Source organism: Ferrimonas sp. YFM (genome assembly GCF_030296015.1).
Classification (GTDB): domain Bacteria; phylum Pseudomonadota; class Gammaproteobacteria; order Enterobacterales; family Shewanellaceae; genus Ferrimonas.
The window spans coordinates 453,415-472,679 of record NZ_AP027368.1 but is presented as its reverse complement, the minus strand read 5'-3'; the positions used below and the strand labels follow the sequence as shown (position 1 = coordinate 472,679).

The 19,265-nt window shown below is 61.3% G+C and carries 18 protein-coding genes and 1 tRNA gene; 5 read left to right on the top strand and 14 right to left on the bottom strand.

Annotated features, from left to right (window positions below):
* Positions 1-13: 13 nt before the first annotated feature.
* The gene (locus QUE41_RS02300) at positions 14-721 is read left to right on the top strand and encodes a response regulator transcription factor (protein WP_286342892.1); all 708 of its coding nucleotides are present in this window, start codon (positions 14-16) and stop codon (positions 719-721) included.
* Entirely contained in the window at positions 702-2,177 is a 1,476-nt protein-coding gene (locus QUE41_RS02295; RefSeq protein WP_286341348.1) for a sensor histidine kinase, read from the top strand. The genes QUE41_RS02300 and QUE41_RS02295 overlap by 20 nt, the downstream gene beginning before the upstream one ends.
* A 22-nt stretch (positions 2,178-2,199) precedes the next feature.
* Here QUE41_RS02295 and QUE41_RS02290 read toward each other — a convergent pair whose 3' ends face one another.
* From QUE41_RS02290 to QUE41_RS02230, 13 genes are all read right to left on the bottom strand, one after another.
* Positions 2,200-2,685 carry a hypothetical protein gene (locus QUE41_RS02290; RefSeq protein ID WP_286341347.1) on the bottom strand — a complete coding sequence of 162 codons (486 nt, stop codon included), beginning with the start codon at positions 2,683-2,685 and terminating at the stop codon, positions 2,200-2,202.
* A gap of 320 nt (positions 2,686-3,005) precedes the next feature.
* Positions 3,006-3,455 (bottom strand): NifB/NifX family molybdenum-iron cluster-binding protein, encoded by a 450-nt coding sequence (locus QUE41_RS02285; protein WP_286341346.1) that lies wholly within the window; start codon positions 3,453-3,455, stop codon positions 3,006-3,008.
* A 2-nt stretch (positions 3,456-3,457) separates the two neighbouring features.
* Positions 3,458-3,766, bottom strand: coding sequence for a DUF134 domain-containing protein (locus tag QUE41_RS02280; protein WP_286341345.1), 309 nt, complete (start codon positions 3,764-3,766; stop codon positions 3,458-3,460).
* A gap of 160 nt (positions 3,767-3,926) precedes the next feature.
* A complete protein-coding gene (locus QUE41_RS02275) occupies positions 3,927-4,703 on the bottom strand; it encodes an energy-coupling factor ABC transporter ATP-binding protein (RefSeq protein ID WP_286341344.1) in 777 nt (258 codons plus the stop codon).
* Complete coding sequence (gene cbiQ, locus QUE41_RS02270) at positions 4,700-5,458, bottom strand: cobalt ECF transporter T component CbiQ (protein ID WP_286341343.1); 759 nt, start codon at positions 5,456-5,458, stop codon at positions 4,700-4,702. The genes QUE41_RS02275 and cbiQ overlap by 4 nt, the downstream gene beginning before the upstream one ends.
* The gene (locus QUE41_RS02265; RefSeq protein WP_286341342.1) at positions 5,455-5,985 is read right to left on the bottom strand and encodes a NikL family nickel/cobalt ECF transporter subunit; all 531 of its coding nucleotides are present in this window, start codon (positions 5,983-5,985) and stop codon (positions 5,455-5,457) included. The genes cbiQ and QUE41_RS02265 overlap by 4 nt, the downstream gene beginning before the upstream one ends.
* Positions 5,982-6,596, bottom strand: a complete 615-nt coding sequence (gene cbiM / locus QUE41_RS02260; protein WP_286341341.1) for a cobalt transporter CbiM — start codon at positions 6,594-6,596, stop codon at positions 5,982-5,984. Before cbiM ends, QUE41_RS02265 begins: the two co-directional genes overlap by 4 nt.
* 9 nt (positions 6,597-6,605) lie before the next feature.
* Entirely contained in the window at positions 6,606-7,373 is a 768-nt protein-coding gene (locus tag QUE41_RS02255; protein ID WP_286341340.1) for a DUF4198 domain-containing protein, read from the bottom strand.
* 124 nt (positions 7,374-7,497) lie between these two features.
* Positions 7,498-8,484 carry a diguanylate cyclase domain-containing protein gene (locus tag QUE41_RS02250; protein ID WP_286341339.1) on the bottom strand — a complete coding sequence of 329 codons (987 nt, stop codon included), beginning with the start codon at positions 8,482-8,484 and terminating at the stop codon, positions 7,498-7,500.
* A gap of 26 nt (positions 8,485-8,510) precedes the next feature.
* A complete protein-coding gene (locus QUE41_RS02245) occupies positions 8,511-9,089 on the bottom strand; it encodes a chemotaxis protein CheB (RefSeq protein WP_286341338.1) in 579 nt (192 codons plus the stop codon).
* Between the two features lie 8 nt (positions 9,090-9,097).
* Positions 9,098-9,937 (bottom strand): CheR family methyltransferase, encoded by an 840-nt coding sequence (locus QUE41_RS02240; protein WP_286341337.1) that lies wholly within the window; start codon positions 9,935-9,937, stop codon positions 9,098-9,100.
* A complete protein-coding gene (locus tag QUE41_RS02235) occupies positions 9,937-14,007 on the bottom strand; it encodes a response regulator (RefSeq protein ID WP_286341336.1) in 4,071 nt (1,356 codons plus the stop codon). Before QUE41_RS02235 ends, QUE41_RS02240 begins: the two co-directional genes overlap by 1 nt.
* 528 nt (positions 14,008-14,535) lie before the next feature.
* A tRNA-Leu gene (locus QUE41_RS02230) sits at positions 14,536-14,622 on the bottom strand.
* 262 nt (positions 14,623-14,884) lie between these two features.
* On the opposite strand from QUE41_RS02230, the gene gltS reads away from it, so the two are divergent.
* Complete coding sequence (gene gltS / locus QUE41_RS02225) at positions 14,885-16,111, top strand: sodium/glutamate symporter (RefSeq protein WP_286341335.1); 1,227 nt, start codon at positions 14,885-14,887, stop codon at positions 16,109-16,111.
* A gap of 59 nt (positions 16,112-16,170) precedes the next feature.
* Here gltS and QUE41_RS02220 read toward each other — a convergent pair whose 3' ends face one another.
* Positions 16,171-17,847, bottom strand: coding sequence for a methyl-accepting chemotaxis protein (locus tag QUE41_RS02220; RefSeq protein WP_286341334.1), 1,677 nt, complete (start codon positions 17,845-17,847; stop codon positions 16,171-16,173).
* Between the two features lie 589 nt (positions 17,848-18,436).
* Here QUE41_RS02220 and QUE41_RS02215 point away from each other — a divergent pair.
* Both QUE41_RS02215 and QUE41_RS02210 read left to right on the top strand, forming a co-directional pair.
* On the top strand, positions 18,437-18,934 hold the full coding sequence (locus QUE41_RS02215; RefSeq protein ID WP_286341333.1) for an RDD family protein: 498 nt from the start codon (positions 18,437-18,439) through the stop codon (positions 18,932-18,934).
* Between the two features lie 55 nt (positions 18,935-18,989).
* Positions 18,990-19,235: a GlsB/YeaQ/YmgE family stress response membrane protein gene (locus QUE41_RS02210; protein ID WP_286341332.1), complete on the top strand. Its 246-nt coding sequence runs from the start codon at positions 18,990-18,992 to the stop codon at positions 19,233-19,235.
* Positions 19,236-19,265: the final 30 nt, after the last annotated feature.

Sequence of the window (19,265 nt, the reverse complement as noted above, 5' to 3'; positions counted from 1 at the left end):
CAAGGGAGACGGGATCATGGCAAGACTGCTGGTAATCGAGGACGACGAGGACATCAACGCCCTGGTGTCGCTAAACCTGGAAGCCCTGAACCATGAAGTGGTGCGGGTCAGGGATGGCAAAGAGGGGTTTGAACTGGCCCGCAGTGGCCAATTCGATCTCATGGTACTGGACCTGATGCTGCCGGGCATGGATGGCCTGACCCTGTGCCAGACCCTGCGCCAGCAGGGGTGCATCACCCCCATCATGATGCTCACTGCCCGCAACACCGAAGTGGACAGGGTGGTGGGGCTGGAGAGCGGTGCCGACGACTACCTGAGCAAGCCTTTCAGCGTCCGCGAGCTCCAGGCCAGGGTGAAGTCACACCTGAGGCGCGCCGAACTCAGTCGCCAGAGCCGGCAGCCCGCGCCGGCAACCCTCACCTTCGGGGCGATGCAGCTTGACCCAGACCGTCGTGAACTCAGGCTGTCCGGCAGGGATGTGGAGCTCACCAGCACGGAGTTCGATCTGCTTTGCTACCTGGCCCGCCATCCGGGTCGTGTCTTCAGCCGGGAGCAGCTTCTGGAATCGGTATGGGGCTATCAGCACAGCGGCTATCAGCATACGGTCAACTCCCACATCAACCGTCTGCGGGCCAAGCTGGAGCAGGATCCGGCCAATCCCAACTATGTGCTTACCGTGTGGGGCGTAGGATACAAGTTCAATGACAAACTTTCCCATTAACTCCCTGTTCTCCAGGCTGGCCCTGGTACTCACCGTCAGCTTCCTGATGCTGGGGCTGATGCTGGTGCAGCTGAGTCGTCAGCTGGACGCCAGCTTCCAGGAGCAGGTTACCCAGAAACTGCACCTCTCCCTGGCGGAACACATCGTCCATGAGGGCCCGCTCTTCGTGGAGGGCAAGCCGGATCCCGCCGCCGTGGAGCGCGCTTTCCATAACATGATGATCCTGGGTAAGGGGTTCGAGTTCTACCTGCTCTCCCCCGACGGCACCCTGCTCAACTACTCCGCCCCGCCGGAGAAGATTCGCCGGGAGCGGATCCCCACCGCCACCATTGAGCTGGCCCTGACCGGTCAGCCTACCCTGCCCCTGCGGGGGCCGGACCCCAGGGATCCCATCCGCGAGAAGATCTTCTCCGTGGCCCCGGTGGTGATCGACGGGCAGATGCTGGGTTACCTCTACATCATCATCAATGGCGAGATCTACGATTCGATGGCGGCCCAGGTAGCCGACAGCGCCTGGCTGCCGTTCGCCCTGCTGATGCTGGGCAGCGGCGCCCTGTTCCTGCTGGCGTCCACCCTGGGGCTGTTTGCCTGGCTCACCCGCCCCCTGAGCCGGCTCAGTAACGCCATCGGCGCCCTGGAAGCCCAGGGATTCAAGACCCCCTCCCTGGCCCTGAACACCCCGGGGGCCGCCCGGGAGATCCGCCAGCTGGAGCAAGCGTTCAACACCCTCTCACAGCGGCTGCAGCTGCAGTACCGCAAGGTGAAGAGCGTCGATGAGATGCGCCGCGAATTGCTGGCCCACGTCAGCCATGACCTGCGCACCCCCCTGGCCTCCCTTCAGGGTTATCTGGAAACCTGGATGCTGCAGCAGCGCAAGGGGCAGCAGCCGGATCCCGCATACGTGGAGATCGCCCAGCAGAACGCTGCCAAGATTCACAAGATGGTGGATCAGTTGATGGAGCTGGCGCGGCTGGAGAGCGACCAGGTGCCCATGAACATCGAGTCGGTGAGCATCGCCGAGCTGGTGCAGGACGTCCTGCAGAAGTACCGCCCCGCCGCCGAGGCGAAAAAGGTGCTGCTGGATGTCTCCCCCAAGGATCCCGGCCTGCAGGTGGCGGCGGACATCGAGAAACTGGAGCGGGTATTCACCAATCTGGTGGACAACGCCCTGCGCCACTGCCATGCCGGGGACAGCATCCGCATCCAACTGCTTCACGATGACCAGTTGGTGAAGGTATCAGTGAGCGATTCCGGTATCGGCATCCCCGCCTCGGACCTGCCCCACATCTTCGATGCTCATTACAAGGCGGCCAACTCCATCCGTGGCGACGCCGCCCACTCCGGGCTGGGACTGGCGATCACCAAGCGGCTGCTGGCCCTGCACAAGAGCAGCATCGAGGTCTCCAGCAAGGTTCAGCAGGGTACTGAGTTCCGCTTCAGCCTGCCCCTGGCCTGAAGCTTATCCCTGGGGGGCGGGCTCAGGGACACCAGCCCGGACTATCGGTGGGGCGGGCCAGTCCCTCGGCTTGCAACCGCTGCAGCAGTGGCTGACCATCCAGGAAGGCATCGGCCACCATCCCCTGCTCGGTGAGGGCCATCCCCTCCAGAGTCATCACCTGCCCCGCCAGCCGTTCGTTAACAAACACCACCAGGGCGCGGGCCAGGTTGCGCTCCAGCGGGCAAGTTCCCGTCACCGACGGCAGTCTCATCCCCCTGGGTGTAAGCAGCACCTGAGGGTCGATGCCGGCAGGGCGCGCCGACAGCGACAGCCACAACCTGTTCCCCTCCATCCCCAGCACCCGCTCCACCCTGGCCTGATCCGAGCTCATGGCCGGCAGGGGCAGCTCAGACGGCGGCGGACTGGCCGCGGTCCCTGCCGGAGCCTGGGTGGTGACCTCATGGCCTGGCAAGCCACCACAGCCTGCCAACGCCAGAATCAGCAGCAACGCCAGTTTACGCCCCATGGCACTCTCCTTGAATTTGCCCATCTCCAGCCAAGATACCCAATTCCTCAAAGCGGATCTTCAGAAAACGCTTTTTTCACGGCCGAATGGAACTGTTGTATCGCGAAGAACACTGCCGCAGGTCAGCGGGGCCTCTGGCTGGCGAGAAATGTCCCCAAGGGGGAACGGGTCAACCACGCCAGCACGCCCCTGCTCAAGCAGGTCCAGGACGGGTTTTCCGAGGGGGTCAGCGAGCAGGAGCAACGCCTGCTCAGGGGGATGGGTGCGCGAGGATGGGCGCACCCAGTAGCGCCATCCATGGCGACTTACCGAAGGGGTAATCAGTTCAGCTTGATCTTGGGCAGGGCACCGTCCGCCCTGCTCAGGGCTCCAGGGGCGGTCTCCAACAGCTTTGGCGGACTCTTATGGCCACAGCACTTGCTGGACTTGGGCTTGCAGGGGCGCCCCTGGGCCGCTTCGGTCAGGGCGTTGGTGGCGATGCTGCCATCCAACACCTGGGCAATGGTGGCGCCCCGGGTCAGTCGCTCCACCTCGATGCCGGCATTAAGCAGGCGAGCCAGAGAGCGCTCGCCGATGTTGCGCAGCACCACCTTGGTGACCTGCATCTCCTTGAACACCTTAACCAGGCGCTTCTTCTGTCCACAGCCGCCATCCTGGCTGTTGTCGATGCGAATCAGTTGGCCCTCATCGCTGTAGACCGCGAAGGCGTTGGCCTTGGCGAAGTGTCCGGCCACCCGGGCCCGGTCGGTTACTGGCATGGCAATGGCCATAACTACTGCTCCTCTTGTTCTGCTGGGAAGGGCAAGCTCGACTCCATCTCCAGCGCCTGCCCCTGAACCAGGGCAGACACCACCTTACGGCGTGCCGAAGTCACTATGTTGCCCAGGGTCTGCCGGGATACCCCCATCGCCTCCGCCGCCTGCTGCTGGCTCATCCCCTCCATGTCGGTGAGGCGCATCGCCTCAAGCTCATCGGCACCCAGGGGCACCTTGGTCAGCTCCTTGCCGGGCACACCATTGGGTTTGTACAAGCTATAAGGGGCGCAGCAGCGCACCTTGCGGGTAAGTTTGGGTCTGGGCATATCCACCTCATATCTGGCATATGCCAATAACCTTAGCGCGAGTAATTGGCATATGCCAGTTATTCGGTGAGAAAGGTGATCCGGCTAACGACCCAGGTTCAATGGAAACGACGGCGGGGGAAGGGGGTGGCCACCGCCAAAGCAGGGGTAGCCATAGGCATCAGTTGCCGGCGTTGTGGTGGTCGCTGTGAGCCGGAGTGGGGTGGCTGTGGTCGCTCTCCAGCTCCCGCTTGGGGTGGATATGCAGATGGCTGTGGGTGTGCTGATGGGGATGGCTGTGCATCACCGCCTCCAGCAACTCCCCCTGCTGCAGGATCACCGCCCGGTTGGCCAGCTTCTCGATGACCGACTTGTCGTGAGACACCAGAATCATCGCCAGATCCAGCCCCTGAAGCCGCTCCAGCAGTCGCTGCTGGGCCTGCTCATCCAGGCCGTTGGTGGGCTCGTCCAGCAGCAGCACCTTGGGACGCATCGCCAGCACCGAAGCCAGGGCCACCAGCCGCTTCTCGCCGCCGGAGAGGCGATGGGTGATGCGATCGGCGAAGGCTTCCAGACCCAGGCTGGCCAGGGTCTCCCTGGCCAGGGCGGTGGCCTCCTTCTGGTCCATCCCCTGATTCAGGGGACCGAAGGCCACGTCTTCGATCACCGTCGGGCAGAACAGCTGGTCATCGGAGTCCTGAAACAACAGCCCCACCTGACTGCGCATCTGATGGAAAGCCGCCTCGTCAGAGCAGGGTTGGCCAAAGGCCAGCACCTGGCCCTCTCGGGGGCGGCGCAGCCCCACCACCAGCTGCAGCAATGTGGACTTGCCGGCACCGTTGCCCCCCACCAGGGCCAGCCGCTCACCGGGGTTCAGGGTCAGGTTCACCCCCTGGAATACGGGTCGCTCTCCGTAGCCGAAGGCCAGATCGCGCAGTTCAATCAGTGGGTGACTCATAACTGTAGCTCCAGCAGTTTCAGGCTCAGGGCCAGGGAGGTAAACAGGGCCAGGTGCAGGCTGTCCATCGCCTGCCACTCCCCTTTGTGGATCAGATAGAAACGCCCCTGGAAGCCACGACAGCGCATGGCCGCCAGCACCCGGGTAGAGCGCTCCATGGAACGGATCAGCAGCATGCCAATCAGCCAGCCCAGGGTGCGCCAGGTGTGCAGGTTGCTGCCAGGTTTGAAGGCGCGGGCGCGCATCGCCTGACGCAGGCGCCGGTACTCCTCCAGCAGCACGAACAGATAGCGTACCGTCATCAGGAACAGGTGCACCAGCTTGTCCGGCACCCCCAGACGGCCCAGGGCGTGACCCAGGCGTTCAGGCTCCATGCTGCCCAGCAGGGTCAGCATCCCCACCACCATGGTGTTGGCACGGAGCAGCACCACCAGGGCCCGCTCCAGACCCTCAGCGGTCAGAGTCAGGCCCAGCCCTTGCCACAGGGGCTCTCCGGGCAGGGTAAAGGGCAGGGAGACCAATAGCAGGATCATCAGCCCCTCTACCGCCAGCAGGCGCTTGAACAGGGCTTTGAAGGAGAGGCCCACCAGGGGCACCAGGCTCAGGGCGAACCCCAAAGAGAGCAGCAGAGGCAGGGGATGACTCAGCCCCAGGGTCACCGTCAGCAACACCAGGGCGCACAGCACCCTCAATCTGGGGTCACTGCGCTCCAGCCAGCGGGGTTGCTGGCTTCTAAGCCAGAGGCCGTCGTTCACCGGCGGCCCCGCCACCACATCGCCAGGCCGGCGATGCCAAAGATCATCCCCAGACCACCAAGGATGTCAGACAACCTGGCCCTGTCCTCAGCCTGCTGCAGCTCCTGACGCAGGGGCCCCACCTGACGGGCCACCGCCTGCTCGATCATCGACAGCAGCTGTTGCTGGTTCACCGCCTCCGGGGCAACCGTTTGGCCAGGTTGTGGGGCCGGCAATACCCCCTGAAGTTCATCGGCACTCACCGGCCAGCGGACCTGGTGACCGTCACCGGTATCCACCAGCAGTTCAAGATCCCGGGGCGCCTCGGGCTGATAGACAAACTCGCCATTCTCATCCGGGCTCAAGGTCGCCAGCACCGAGCCGTCGAGGGCCAGCACCTGGACACTGGCCCCGGTGGCCGGGCCGCCGCCGGCGAAGTAGACACTCCCGTGTACCCGGCCTCCTTCACCATAGGCAAACACCTTCAGCAGGTGTGCCTGGGCGGCGCAGCTCATCACCAGGGCCAGGCCCAGAATCCAAGATCTCATTCGTTCTCTCCCGGGGTCAGCAACTCAGGTGCCACCCGTTTCATAAAACTCAGTGCCCAGGCGGTCACCGCCGCCTCCACCAGCAGCAGGGGCAAATAGGTCACCAGAACCACCCGCCCCGCCGGCAGGTATTCAGGACCGCTGGCCACCAGGGACAACATCACCATCACCCCGGTCAGCCCCACGCCCAGGGCGCCGGCGGCGGCCCCCCAATAGAGCACGGCCCGCCCCTGGGCGGCGCGCAGCCTGGGGGCGATAAACCAGGCACACAGCAGTGCCGGCAACGCCAGGTTCAGGGCATTGACCCCGAGCACCGACAGACCACCATACCCGAAAAACACCGCCTGCATACACAGGGCCACCAACAGGGCGGGCACTGCGGCCCAGCCCAGCAGCACCCCCATCAGGCCATTGAGGATCAGGTGAACACTGGAGGGGCCCACGGGTACCGTCACCAGGGAGGCGACAAAGAACGCCGCCGCCAGCACCGCCGCCTGGGGGATACGGTCGTAGTTCATCCGCTTCACCGCCACCAGGGTCAGGCCGGCGGCCACCACACCTGAGGCAGCCAATACCGGCAGAGAGAGTACCCCGTCTGGGATGTGGGCCATGGTTATCTCCTACTTCATATCCCGGGCGTGCACCCAGATGAGGCCGCCAAGCTCCACGGGCACCTGCTGGCCCTCGGGGTTGGTCATCGGCTTATCCGCTTCCAGCAGGGCCGCGAAACCCCACCAGCCGGACTTGGGCATGGCGTAGCTGAACATCCCATTGGCGTCAGCCTTGATCACCTGGGTGACATAGCCGTCGGACGGGGCAGTGACGCTGCCGTCGTTGCGCCACTCCACCTCGACTTCGGCGAAGGGAACCGGTTCACCCTGATGGCGTACCACGCCCTGGAACAGGTTACCTGTCCACAGGCTGTAGGGGCGGCTCAGAGGCTCAATCTCTACCGGCAGCCCCACTTGTTGGTCCCAGCCCTCCAGGGCACCGAAGCCATCCACCACCACCTTGGTGTAGTGGATGATCATCTTACCCTCACCGGGTTCCCAGTAAGGCGCAGGCTCCAGATAGAAAAGGTAGTCGCCAGGACGGGTGACCCGGTAGTCCGCCAGGTAGGCCTGCTTACCGTCCACCTGGGTCGAAGTGAGGCGTTTCATCAGGTCCTGCTTGCCCTGGGGGCCGACCACGCCAAACTGCACCGGTGCGCCCATGGCCATCGCCGGACCGCGCTCCATGGGGTGGGTAAAGGTCAGCGCCAGTTGCACCTGGCCGCCACTGACGGCGTTCAGGGAATCGGACTGAGGGATCAGTTCCTGGAAGTGGGCGCTGACGGCACCGCTGATCAGGGAGGCGGTCAGCAGACCGGCGCGAAGAAACTGGGACATGGAACGCTCCGTCGATGAGTAAACGAGCAAAATATTACTCATTTAAAAATCGTCATACAATCGATCAGCGCTCACTCTGGGCAGGAACCTCACTAAGTTTGATCTGCCGCAAGCTTAAGGCGGGCTATGCCGGGGTCACCAGGCTGCACTCGTGGCAGCAGCAACGGTTGCGCCCCTCGCTCTTGGCTTCGTACAGGGCCACGTCCGCCATCTCCAGCAGCTTTCTTGCCGGATCGTCCAGGGTAGGCACCATGCTGGCCACCCCCACGCTGATGGTGACGTTCTCCGCCGTGGGCGAACTGCGGTGTGGCTTGTTCAGGGCATCGACGCATTCACGGATGCGGTTGGCCACCTCCATGGCACCACTGCAGTCGGTCTCCGGCAGCAACACGGCAAACTCCTCACCACCGATGCGGGAGGTTTTGTCCATGGCGCGCATGGGGATCTTCACCAGGGTGGAGGCCACCTCCCTCAGGCAGTCGTCGCCCAGCTGGTGACCATAGGTGTCGTTGTACGCCTTGAAGTGATCGATGTCCATCAGCACCAGGGAGAGGGAACGCTGGGTACGGCTGCCGCGCTTCCACTCCTCGTTGAGCAGCTCATCGAAGCGGCGCCAGTTCAGCAGGCCGGTGAGGCCATCGGTGGTGGAGAGCATCAACAGCTGCTCGTTGGTCTCCTCCAACTGCTGCTGCAACTCCTCCAGCTCCACCAGTTTGCGATCGAACTCCTGGGTCTTCTCAGACAGGGCCTCTCGCTGGGCATACAGCTCGAGAAACACCCCAACCTTGCTGCGGAACATCATCGGGTTCAGTGGCTTAAGCAGGTAATCCACCGCACCGGATTCATAGCCTTTGAAGACGTGCTCCGACGCCTTGTAGGAGGCGGTGACGAAGATGATGGGGATATGCTTGGTCTTGCTGTTGCCCCGCATCAGCTCCGCCACTTCGAACCCGTCCATCCCCGGCATCTGCACATCCAGCAGGATCAGGGCAAAGTCATGATCCAGGGTGTGGGCCAGGGCCTGTTCGCCCGAGGTGGCCCGAACCAACTCGGCATCGAACCCCTCCAGCAGCCCCTCCAGGGTCAGCAGGTTTTCGGGTCGGTCGTCCACTATCAGTATCTTGGGAATACCCATAACTAGTCGCTACTCAGTGAATTTAAAAAGTGGCCGATCTCATCCAGAGACAGCTGGTGGTCAACCTCGACCCGTTCCAGCACCGCCATCGGCATCTGTGGCGCTTCCGCGCTCTCGGGGCTCTGCACCACCAGCAGCCCCCCGCGCTGTTTTATCCTTGCCATTCCCGCAGCCCCGTCGCCGTTGGAGCCGGTGAGGATCACCCCCACCAGGCCCGGACCATAGGCATCGGCGGCAGTTTCAAACAGCACATCCACCGCCGGCCGCGAGAAATTGACCCTGTCCTCGGTACTCAGGGCCAGGGTGTGCTTCAGCTCCACCATCAGGTGATAGTTGGGTGGAGCAAAATAGATGGTGCCCGCTTCAATGGGCTGCTTATCCTCGGCCTCGTACACCGGCAGGGCGCAGCGCATGCTGAAGTGGATGGGGAGATAGCTGTCGGACACCGGCCCCACGTGCTGAACGATCAGCACCGGCAGGGGAAAGCTCCCCTTGAGCTTGGGCAGGATCTTCTCCAGGGCCGCCAGGCCTCCGGCAGACACCCCGATCACCACCGCTTTGTAGTCAGAGTCCGACTTCATTCTCTCCCCTATGGCAGGCGCTTCTTGCGATAGATGCGCTCCCGCTCAGACACCACCTCAAACTTGTCCGCCACCTCGGAGAAGCGGATGCTCTCCTTGGACCCCAGGCAGAGGAAGCCGCCGGGGCAGAGGCTGTCGTAGAACAGCTTCAGCACCTTGCTCTGCAGCTCCCGGTTGAAGTAGATCAGTACGTTTCGGCAGAAGATCAGATTCATCTCGCCAAACACACTGTCGGTCACCAGGTTGTGGGAGGAGAACAGCACCTTATCCCGCAGCCGGCTCTTGATCACCGCGCTGTCGTAATCTGCGGTGTAGTAATCGCAGAAGGAGCCTGTGCCCCCCGCCTTCTGATAGTTGGCGGTGTACTCCCGCACCAGGTTCATCGGGTAGATCCCCTGACGGGCCTTCTCCAGAATCCGCTCGTTGAAGTCGGTGGCGTAGATCTGCACCCGCTCCTTGAGCCCCTCCTCCTCCAGCAGGATCCCCATGGAGTACACCTCCTGGCCGGAGGAACAGCCCGCGTGCCACACCTTGATAAAGGGGTAGGTCTGCAGATGAGGCACCACCACCTCGCGCACCTTCTGATAGAACCAGGGGTCGCGGAACATCTCGGTGACATTGATGGAGAGATCCAGCAGCAGCTTATTGAAGAAGTCCGGCTCGCGGATCACCTTGTGCTGCATCTCCGAGAAGCTGGCCATCCCCTCCCGGGCGCGGCGCAGATCCAAACGGCGCTTGGTGTGCGCCCCGGCGTAATCCCGGAAGTCATAGCCATACTTGCGGAAGATCGCCTCCAGCAGCAGGTCTATCTCCAGTTGCTCATCGGCAACGGTTACCATCTCACTCATCAGTACAACCACACTCTCAACATCGACAGCAGCTTATCCGTATCCACCGGCTTGGCTAGGTAGTCACTGGCACCGGCTTCGATGCACTTGCTGCGATCCCCCTTCATCGCCTTGGCGGTGAGGGCGATAATGGGCAGCTTGGCCCAGTCGCTGCGCTGGCGGATTTGACGCATCGCTTCATAGCCATCCATCTTCGGCATCATGATGTCCATCAGCACACCGTCCACCTGCTCCATCTCCTCCAGTTTCTCCAGGGCCTCGAAACCGTTGCGGGCGATGGTCACCGCCATCCCCTTCTCCTCCAGCACACTGGAGAGGGCAAAGACGTTGCGCATGTCATCGTCCACCAACAGGATCTGCTTGCCGGTCAGGGCCGACTCCTTGTGGTGGATTGACTTGAGCATCCCCCGCTTCTCCTCGGGCAGATCCGCCTCCACCCGGTGCAGGAACAGGGCAGACTCATCCAGCAGACGCTCGGGAGATTTCACCCCCTTGATGATGATGCTCTCGGCGTAGCGGTTGAGCTCCTTCTCCTCCTCACGGGTCAGGTCGCGGCCGGTGTAGATGATGATGGGCACCCTGGCGGCGGTTTCACTGCGGCGGATCTTGTCCAGCAGCTCGAAGCCGGACATGTCCTCCAGCCCCAGGTCCAGCACCATGCAGTCATAGCCCTGGTGCTCCAGCTCCTCCAGGGCCTCCCGGCCGGAGCCCACGGCGGTGATGCTGACATCACCGTCGCCAATCAGCTCCTGGATGCTGTGACGCTGCAGATCATCGTCCTCCACCAGCAGCAGCTTGCGCACCGGCTTGGAGATGATCTCCTCAATCTTGCCAAAGGCGCTCTCCATCTCCACCAGGTTCACCGGCTTGGTCAGGTAGCCGATGGCCCCCATGCGCATGGCATCCAGGGTGCTGTCGTTGGCGGACATGAAATGCACCGGGATGTGGCGCAGGGTCGGGTTCTCCTTCAGCCGCTCCATCACCGTCCAGCCGTCGATCCCCGGAAGGCCGATATCCAGGATGATGGCGCTGGGCTTGTAGTAATCGGCGAAGTGCAGGCCGGTCTCACCGTCGGAGGCGACGATGCACTTGAAGCCGCGCTCGCGGCCGAAGTCGCGCATCACCTTGGCGAACGCCTTGTCATCCTCGATGATCAGCAGGCTGCGCTCCTCTTCGCTCAAGCCTTTGCGGTCATCACTGATGTATTCGCTGTCATCCCCGGGGGGCGTCTGGACCACCTTGGGTGCAGGGACGACCGGGGCCATTGGCGCGGGCGCGGGCTCGGTCAACGGCTGAGGCTTGAGCTCAAGGGCCGGCGCACTGGGCTGAGGCTCGGCATTGTCCGGCAGCTTGGGACCGCCCTGGGGCAGCACCAGGGTAAAGCAGCTGCCCTGTCCCTCTTCGCTCTCCAGGTGGATGGAGCCACCGAGCAGGCGGGTCAGCTCCTTGGTGATGGAGAGGCCCAGGCCGGTGCCACCATACTTGCGGCTGGTGCTGCCATCCGCCTGCTGGAACGCCTGGAAGATCGCCTGCTGCTTGTCCTTGGAGATGCCGATGCCGTCATCCTTCACCGCAAAGGCGATGCAACCCTCGCCGTTGATGCCCCGCTCCAGGCACCACTTGGGGTCCGGGCTGGAGAGGGTCAGGCTCACTTCGCCCTCATGGGTAAACTTGAAGGCGTTGGTCAGCAGATTGCGCAGCACCTGCTGCAGCCTCATGGAGTCGGTGTGCAGGGTATCGGGTACCGCTCCCTGCACCTTCAGCTGGAAATCCAGCCCCTTGTCCGTGGCCAGTTCCCGGTAGAGCCGCTCCAGGTCGGCAAACAGGGAATCGATCCCCACCTCCTCGACCATCAGCTCCACCTTGCCCGCCTCAATCTTGGACAGATCGAGAATCTCGTTGATCAGCGACAACAGGTCCGACCCGGACGAGTTGATCGCCCTGGCCGCCTCAATCTGCTTGTCGTTGAGGTTGCCCTCCTTGTTGCCGGCAAACAGCTGGGAGAGGATCAGGATGGAGTTCAGCGGGGTGCGCAGCTCATGGGACATGTTGGCCAGGAACTCGGACTTGTACTTGCTGGCCTCCTCCAGTTCACTGGCCTTGTCGCGGGCCTCCTTCTGGGCCTGCTGCAACTGGTGGTTGCTGGCCTCCATCGCCTCCTTCTGCTCCTCCAACGCCTTGGAGCGCTCCTCCAGCTCCTCGTTGGTGACCCTCAGCTCCTCCTGCTGAGCCTGGAGTTCCGCCTCGGACTGCTTGAGCACCTTGGCCTGCTCCTCCAGTTCCTCGTTGGCCACCCGCAGCTCCTCCTGCTGGGCCTGCAGCTCCCCTTCGGAGCGGCGCAGGGCATCGGTCTGCTCCTCCAGCTCCTCATTGGTCACCTTGAGGGCCTGCTGCTGCTCCTGGGCCTGGGCCAGCAGCTGATCAATCACCTGGCGGGCGTTGGCGGCATTGAACAGGATGCCCACATTGGACATCACCTGATCGATAAACTTGCGCTGCAAAGAGGAGAACGGCGTGGTGGCCCCCAACAGCACCGCCCCCAGCTTATGGCCATCGACGCTGATGGGGATGGCCATGAAATGTTCCGGGATCAGTTCGCCAGCACCGAAGTTCAACACCGGCGCCCGCTCTACTCTGGAGAAGCAGATCACCTCCTCCTCCAGCAGGGACTGGCCCACCATCCCCTCACCCAGGGCGATGCGGTTGAAGTTGCCCTGTCGGTCGGTGAAGGAGTAACTGGCCTGAAGGCCCAGCATGCGGTCGTCATCCAGCAGGTAGAGCGCCCCCAGCTGACAATCCATGTGCTTGCAGAACTGGGTAATGAAGCGCCCCGCCAGCTCCTCCATCTGCAGGTCGCCCCGCAGCTGGTCATCCAGGGTCTCCTTACCCGAGACCAGCCAATGCTGGTCTCTCAGGTCTCTGGCCATGCCATTGAGGGCCCGGGCCAGATCCCCCAGCTCATCGCTGCGTGCCTCGGGCAGGTTGGCGCCCAGCTTGCCGCGGGCGATCTTCTGAGCGAACTCCATGCCGTCGATCAGCGGCTGGGTCAAAGTGCGGGAGAACAGGAAGGCGGCACCGCCGATGAACAGCAGCACCAGGGCGGCGGTCATCACCACCTGGGTGTAGATATCCAGGATGGGCTGGGTCACCTCATCCTCGTTGACCTTGGAGATCAGGTACCACTGCAGGCCGGGGATCGCCAGCCGGTTGTAGCTCACCAGCACCGGAATGCCGGCACTGTCGATGAAGGTGTCGAAGCCGCCGCGGGTACCCATCTCCGCCGCCTTGCGCCAGTAGTCCAGGGGCTGGGCCAGGGCATAGCCCACCACGTAACTGCCATCGCCCATGGTGCGCATGTTGCTGCGGAACTCATAGCGCTCACCGTCACCATGGACCCCCATCAGGTAGGACTCACCGGTCTCCCCCATGCCATCGCGGGCATCAACGATGCCGGTGACAAATTCCGGGGTCAGCTGCAGCACCAGCACCGACACGATGCGCTGCTGATGATCGAAAATGGGCTGGGCCAGAAACGCCGTCTCACTGCCCTGGTTGGGCTCGAAAGGGGCAAAGTCCACCACCACGGCATCGCCACTGGTGGTCACCTTGGTCCAGGCTTGATTGAGGCCGCTGCCTCTCAGCACGCCGCTCTGCAAGCCTCGTCCCTCAAGCTCTCTCAGGGTCAGGGCGAAATCCACTCTGCCGTCGCTGCCGTCGATCAGGTAGAGGTTGTTGTAACCATAGGCCTGAATGTAGGCTTCCAGGGCCACGTCAAACTCCTGACGACGCTCCCGGGTCAGGCTGCCCTCGTCCAGCTCCCGCAACAAATTCTGAATGCGCTCCGACTCAGACAGCACCCGAATGTCCGCCAGACGCTCATCGAAATAGTTTTCAATGTTGGCCTTACGAATCGACTGCACCGCATTGAGCTGGTCGAAGGATTGGTTGATCAAGGCTTCATTGGCCAGACGGCTGGCAATAAAGGTCACAATCACCATGGGAATCACCCCGGTGATAAAGAGCAAACCTATGAGTTTTGGGCGGATTTTAAGTTCTGCCAGGCGGATCATGGACTCTCCCCCGCGACTGAACAGCTAAGGGCACGAGAGGCAGTCGCGGCGACCTCTCTGCCGAAATTCTTCAGGCGGCGAGCTAACTGAATCCCCGGGAATCCGGGTCGAACAGGCGTAGCTCGGCCATAGTAGGCAAAGCTAACCTACTGGAAACTGAATAACTGTGAGCTGAAACCTAATGTTAGAGAAAAGGTATCCGAAATGTCGCTTTTTCCGAAACCGGACGATTGAAATTCAGCCAACCGTTAACAATGGCATCCAAATCACTAGCGGATAGTACTGATATTTAATGATCTTTTTCCAACTGATCGGATCAGGCCATACCGGATAGGTCGGCCTGACCGAAAGCGAGGTACCCAGAATGCCAGCCAGAAGATAGAGGGTGACTGCGGAAGGAATAGCCACCGAAACGAGCGATTCATGATTGATAGCAGAGTACGGCGGACACCCCAGCGAAATAAGTGATGATGAAAACGCGCTGAAACGAAAAAGGCCCCGACTTTCGTCAGGGCCTTTCTCTATGTTTGGTACCGAGAGAGGGACTTGAACCCTCAAGGTGTCACCACCGGCGGATTTTGAATCCGCTGCGTCTACCAATTCCGCCACCTCGGCATAGAGGGTTTGCATTATAGACCCCCTGCGATTCGGCGCAACCCCCATTGCATCAACTGGATAGAATTCGTCCATGGGGCAAACACCGGCCAGCTGGGCTCTTGTGGCCCACCGCCCCCCCAAACAAAATTCGCTATTCCGGTTCATGGGAGATGCAGGTTAACTTGCTCATAATCTGTGCTAGCTTGGAGGGTGGTGCCAGTGAGGCGCCTCTGTTACTTGCGCACAGTGCGCAAGGCGTCCAAGGAGTCGGAGAACACATATGGACCTAGTCCTTGAGGGTAACGTCCTTACCATCAGCCCCTTTTTCACCATCACCATCGGCATCTTCGTCCTGTTCATCGGGCGGCGTCTCAATGCCGGCATCGGCTTTCTACGCGAGTTCAGCATACCGGAGCCGGTTACCGGCGGCCTGCTGTTCTCCGTACTGCTGACCCTGGTGTATATGCTCACCTCCATCGAGGTGGAGTTCACCCTCAACGCCCGCGACGTCCTGCTGGTCTACTTCTTTACCACCATCGGCATCAACGCCAGCCTGGGGGATTTGCTTAAGGGGGGCAAACCACTGATCATCCTGCTGGCGGTCACCATAGGTTACATGGTGCTGCAGAACCTCACCGGCATCAGTGTCGCCGCCCTGTTCGGCCTGGATGCCCCCGTGGGACTGCTGGGAGGCAGCGTCTCCCTCATCGGCGGTCACGGTACCGCCATCGCCTGGGCCCCCTCCATCGGCGAGCGTTTCGGGATCACCAGCGCCATGGAGATCGGCATCGCCAGTGCCACCTTCGGCCTGATCCTGGCCAGCCTGATGGGCGGCCCCATTGCCAAATTCCTGATCACCCGCCACAACCTCAAGCCGGCGGAGCACGAGCAGCCTAACGTGGGCCTGGCAGAGGAGGACGACAGCCGCATCGACGCCTTCGACTTCCTCGATGCCATCTACGCCATCCACCTGTGCATCATCGCCGGCTTCCTGCTCAACGAAGGGATACAGCAACTGGGACTGCAACTGCCCCTGTTCGTCACCTGCCTGTTTGCCGGCATCGCCATCACCAACCTGATGCCCAAGAACTTCCCCCGCATCAGCGGCAGTCAGTGGCCTGCCCGTAAGCCGGCCCTGGCGCTGATTGCCGACATCTCCCTGGGCACCTTCCTGGCAATGTCGCTGATGAGCATGCAGCTGTGGACCCTGGTGGACCTGGCCGGGCCCATCTTCGCCATTCTCGGCGCCCAGTTCCTGGTGGCCATCGCCATCAACCTGCTGGTGGTGTTCCCGGCCATGGGCAAAAACTACGACGCCGCCGTGGTGTGCGCCGGATTCGGCGGCATCTCCCTGGGCTCCACCCCCACCGCCATGGCCAACATGTCGGCGGTCTCCCACAAGTACGGCAACTCCCAGCTGGCGTTCATCGTGGTGCCCCTGGTGTGCGCCTTCTTCATCGATCTGGCCAACGCCCTGATGATTCCCTACTTCCTGAATAACTTTTAAAGCCGCAAAAACAAAAAAGCCCCGCACTCAATGCGGGGCTTTTCTAATGCTGAAGCGGGTTAGACCTTAAACTGGCCCACCAACTGACGCAGCTTCTGACCGGACATCCCCAGTTGATCGGAGATCTGGGCGGACTCCTCACTGGCGTGCACCAGCTCGCCAACGATATCGCGGATGGCCACCATGTTGCGGTTGATCTCCTCGGTCACCGAGCTCTGCTCGGTGGCGGCGGTGGCGATCTGACTGGTCATGTCGTTGATCTCGTTCACCGCACCGGAGACCGCGTTCAGGCTGGTGGTGATCTCCGAGGAGGAGCTCACCGTGGTCTCACAGTTCTGCTGGCTGTTGCTCATGGTCTCTACCGCCTTGGATACAGACTGATGCAACTCGTCCAGCATCTCCTTGATCTCCAGGGTGCTGGTCTGGGTACGGCTGGCCAGGCCCCGTACCTCATCGGCCACCACCGCAAAGCCTCGACCCTGGTCACCGGCCCGGGCGGCCTCGATAGCGGCGTTCAGGGCCAGCAGGTTGGTCTGATCGGCGATGTCGCCAATCACCCCGAGGACGCTGTGGATCTTGGTGGATTGCTCGTTGAGGCGGTCGATGTGCTGAGCCGCCAGGTCCACCTCACCCACCAGGGCATTGATGGAAGTCACCGAGTGGCCCAGCTTGTTCTGAGCGGTACCGGCGTCATCGGCGGCGGCCTGGGTGGCGTCTGCCACCTGGTTGGCGTTGCCGGCAATCTGGGCGGCGGCGGTGCTCATCTCGGTCACCGCGGTCACCACCTGCTCGGTCTCGTCATTGTGGGTGGCCAGCTGACGACTGATGGTCGAGGTCTGATCGTTGATGCTGTCCACGGCCATGCCCACCTGCTCGGTCGCGTCGGCCACCTCGCTGATGGTTTCCTGAAGCTTGGAGGTAAACTGGTTGAAGGCTTCGCCCAGCTTGGCGATCTCATCCTGGCCCTTCACCTCGAGACGCTTGGTCAGGTCACCCTCACCCTGGGCGATCTCCTGCAGGTTCACCAGCATGGCGTTCACCGGCGCTACGGTGCGACGGGACACGTAGACGATGGCGACAATAGCCAGTGCCATGATGCCGAGGGAGATCATGATGTTGGTCAGGGTCTCCTCCTGGGCGCGGGCCTCCGCATCGGTACGGAAGGCGTCCACGGCGGCGTCGATCTCGTCCACATAGACACCGGTACCCAGCCACCAGCCATACTCATTCAAGGGCTCAACCCAGCTCACCTTCTCCACCAGCTTGTCGCTGCCCGGCTTCTGATAGAAGTAGGAGGAGGTGCCACCACCGGCCTTGGCGGCGTTGATCAGTTCGACGATAAAGGGGGTGCCGTTGGGATCTTTCAGGTGGATAAGGTTTTTGCCCTCTACCTCAGGTTTGAGGGCATGGAACATGTTGGTGCCTTCCATGTCGTACAGGAAGAAGTAACCACCATCGCCGAATTTCACCTGGGTCAGGGTGTCTCGCACCACGTCCAGGGGGTCACGGTGAGGCTGCGCCTTGATCTGATTGCGGACGGTGCCGATGGCGATGGTTACCGCGTCTTTCACCTGGGCCATCTTCTCGTGGCGCAGATCTTCGGTAAAGGTCGCCACCTGCTTCTCAAGGGTCTGCTCCTTGAAGTAGATGGAGCCTGCGGTCACCACCACCAGGGTAATCACCAGAGGCAGGGTTGCCAGGAGCAACATCTTTCCCATCAATCCGAGTCGCTTCATATATCTTCTCCACCTACTGCAGCAACTGATTTAGTTACACGACCGATAAAAATTATGAGGAAGCTCTCCCTCAAGCACGGTCAACTGGGGTGATCCATTCGACAGAAATCGCCATAATTTCGAGCACTGGTTATGTGACTGATTTATGACAATTCATTGCTGGGCACATCCTTGATATCGGCTGGTGAATTCCATTCTTGACAGAGATCCAACCAGCTGACTTGCCCTCTAACGGGGCGCCCAGGCGAAGCTAAACATCAATTATTTCTATATCAATAAGTTGCAAAAAATGCGTCGTACAAAAGAAAAGCGACTTAATTCAGGCTTAATTTAGCGCCGAACCAAACATGTACTTGATTTGCACCATTTTTGCACAAACATCAGTAGAATTCATTAATTGGGTAACAAGAATGTCACGTTTTTTGTGAGCCGCAACCACATCAGCACCGACGCAAGTTCGGGATCACGGAATTAGCTATTACCCAGCCGGAATCACAGTTTTACTGAATGAAGCGAGAGATTTATCACAAACTGCGTAACCCCCTCTTTCTCTGGTAAACTGCCGCCAGAATTCGAACTAGGACAAGTTATGCATCCCCACGCCAATGCCCCCAGAGCCAGCCTGAAACGCCGCCTGGCGACCCTTATCTACGACGCCCTGGTTGCCCTTGCCATCTACATGGCCGTAGGTGCCCTGTTCTTCGCCCTGTTCGGCATCCTGGTGGCCAATGGCATGGTGGATACCTTGGGGCAGGAACACGCCGTCGACGTCCTGCAGCACAGCAGTTTCTGGACCCTGGTCAATGAGCTGTTCAAGCTGGGAGGCGTGATGGCCTTCTTCTGCTACTTCTGGCAAAAGTCTGGGCAGACCATAGGCATGCGTGCCTGGCGCCTCAAGCTGCAGAACACCGACGGCAGCCTCATCAGCTGGCAGCAGGGCCTGGTGCGCACCCTCACCTCCCTGTTCGGATTGATGACCCTGACCATGCTGCTCAGCTCGGACAAACGCGCCCTGCACGACAAGTGGAGTCACAGTGAAATGGTGGAGCTGACCCTGGAGCAAAATCGGGCTCGCATGGGCTCCTGATAGGGCTATGCTTACAGGTGGCGCGCCATTGGCGCGTCGCACCTTAGGAGGTCCCATGGTTATCCTGACCTGGATAGTGGCCGGCGTAGTGGTAGGCGGCTGGGCACTGTGGACTCTAAGAGGCACCCGGGGATTTGGCCCCTCAATGACAATCGGTTTGGCCGTTGGAGGTGCCATCTTTGGTGGCTATCTGACCCAGGTGTTTCAGATTACTGCCGATGACAGTATCGGCCTTTTGGGAACCATGATCGCCCTGACGAGTGCCGTCATGGTAATGATTGCCTTCCACAAAATGACTTAACTCAAAGAGGGAGCCCCGGGGCTCCCTCTT

Bases quoted from the DNA above. Each gene is read 5' to 3' on its own strand.
- QUE41_RS02295 (WP_286341348.1), top strand. From the start codon at position 702: ATGACAAACTTTCCCATTAACTCCCTGTTCTCCAGGCTGGCCCTGGTA.
- QUE41_RS02290 (WP_286341347.1), bottom strand. From the start codon at position 2,685: ATGGGGCGTAAACTGGCGTTGCTGCTGATTCTGGCGTTGGCAGGCTGT.
- QUE41_RS02285 (WP_286341346.1), bottom strand. From the start codon at position 3,455: ATGGCCATTGCCATGCCAGTAACCGACCGGGCCCGGGTGGCCGGACAC.
- QUE41_RS02280 (WP_286341345.1), bottom strand. From the start codon at position 3,766: ATGCCCAGACCCAAACTTACCCGCAAGGTGCGCTGCTGCGCCCCTTAT.
- QUE41_RS02275 (WP_286341344.1), bottom strand. From the start codon at position 4,703: ATGAGTCACCCACTGATTGAACTGCGCGATCTGGCCTTCGGCTACGGA.
- QUE41_RS02265 (WP_286341342.1), bottom strand. From the start codon at position 5,985: ATGAGATCTTGGATTCTGGGCCTGGCCCTGGTGATGAGCTGCGCCGCC.
- cbiM (WP_286341341.1), bottom strand. From the start codon at position 6,596: ATGGCCCACATCCCAGACGGGGTACTCTCTCTGCCGGTATTGGCTGCC.
- QUE41_RS02255 (WP_286341340.1), bottom strand. From the start codon at position 7,373: ATGTCCCAGTTTCTTCGCGCCGGTCTGCTGACCGCCTCCCTGATCAGC.
- QUE41_RS02245 (WP_286341338.1), bottom strand. From the start codon at position 9,089: ATGAAGTCGGACTCTGACTACAAAGCGGTGGTGATCGGGGTGTCTGCC.
- QUE41_RS02240 (WP_286341337.1), bottom strand. From the start codon at position 9,937: ATGAGTGAGATGGTAACCGTTGCCGATGAGCAACTGGAGATAGACCTG.
- QUE41_RS02235 (WP_286341336.1), bottom strand. From the start codon at position 14,007: ATGATCCGCCTGGCAGAACTTAAAATCCGCCCAAAACTCATAGGTTTG.
- gltS (WP_286341335.1), top strand. From the start codon at position 14,885: ATGGACCTAGTCCTTGAGGGTAACGTCCTTACCATCAGCCCCTTTTTC.
- QUE41_RS02220 (WP_286341334.1), bottom strand. From the start codon at position 17,847: ATGAAGCGACTCGGATTGATGGGAAAGATGTTGCTCCTGGCAACCCTG.
- QUE41_RS02215 (WP_286341333.1), top strand. From the start codon at position 18,437: ATGCATCCCCACGCCAATGCCCCCAGAGCCAGCCTGAAACGCCGCCTG.
- QUE41_RS02210 (WP_286341332.1), top strand. From the start codon at position 18,990: ATGGTTATCCTGACCTGGATAGTGGCCGGCGTAGTGGTAGGCGGCTGG.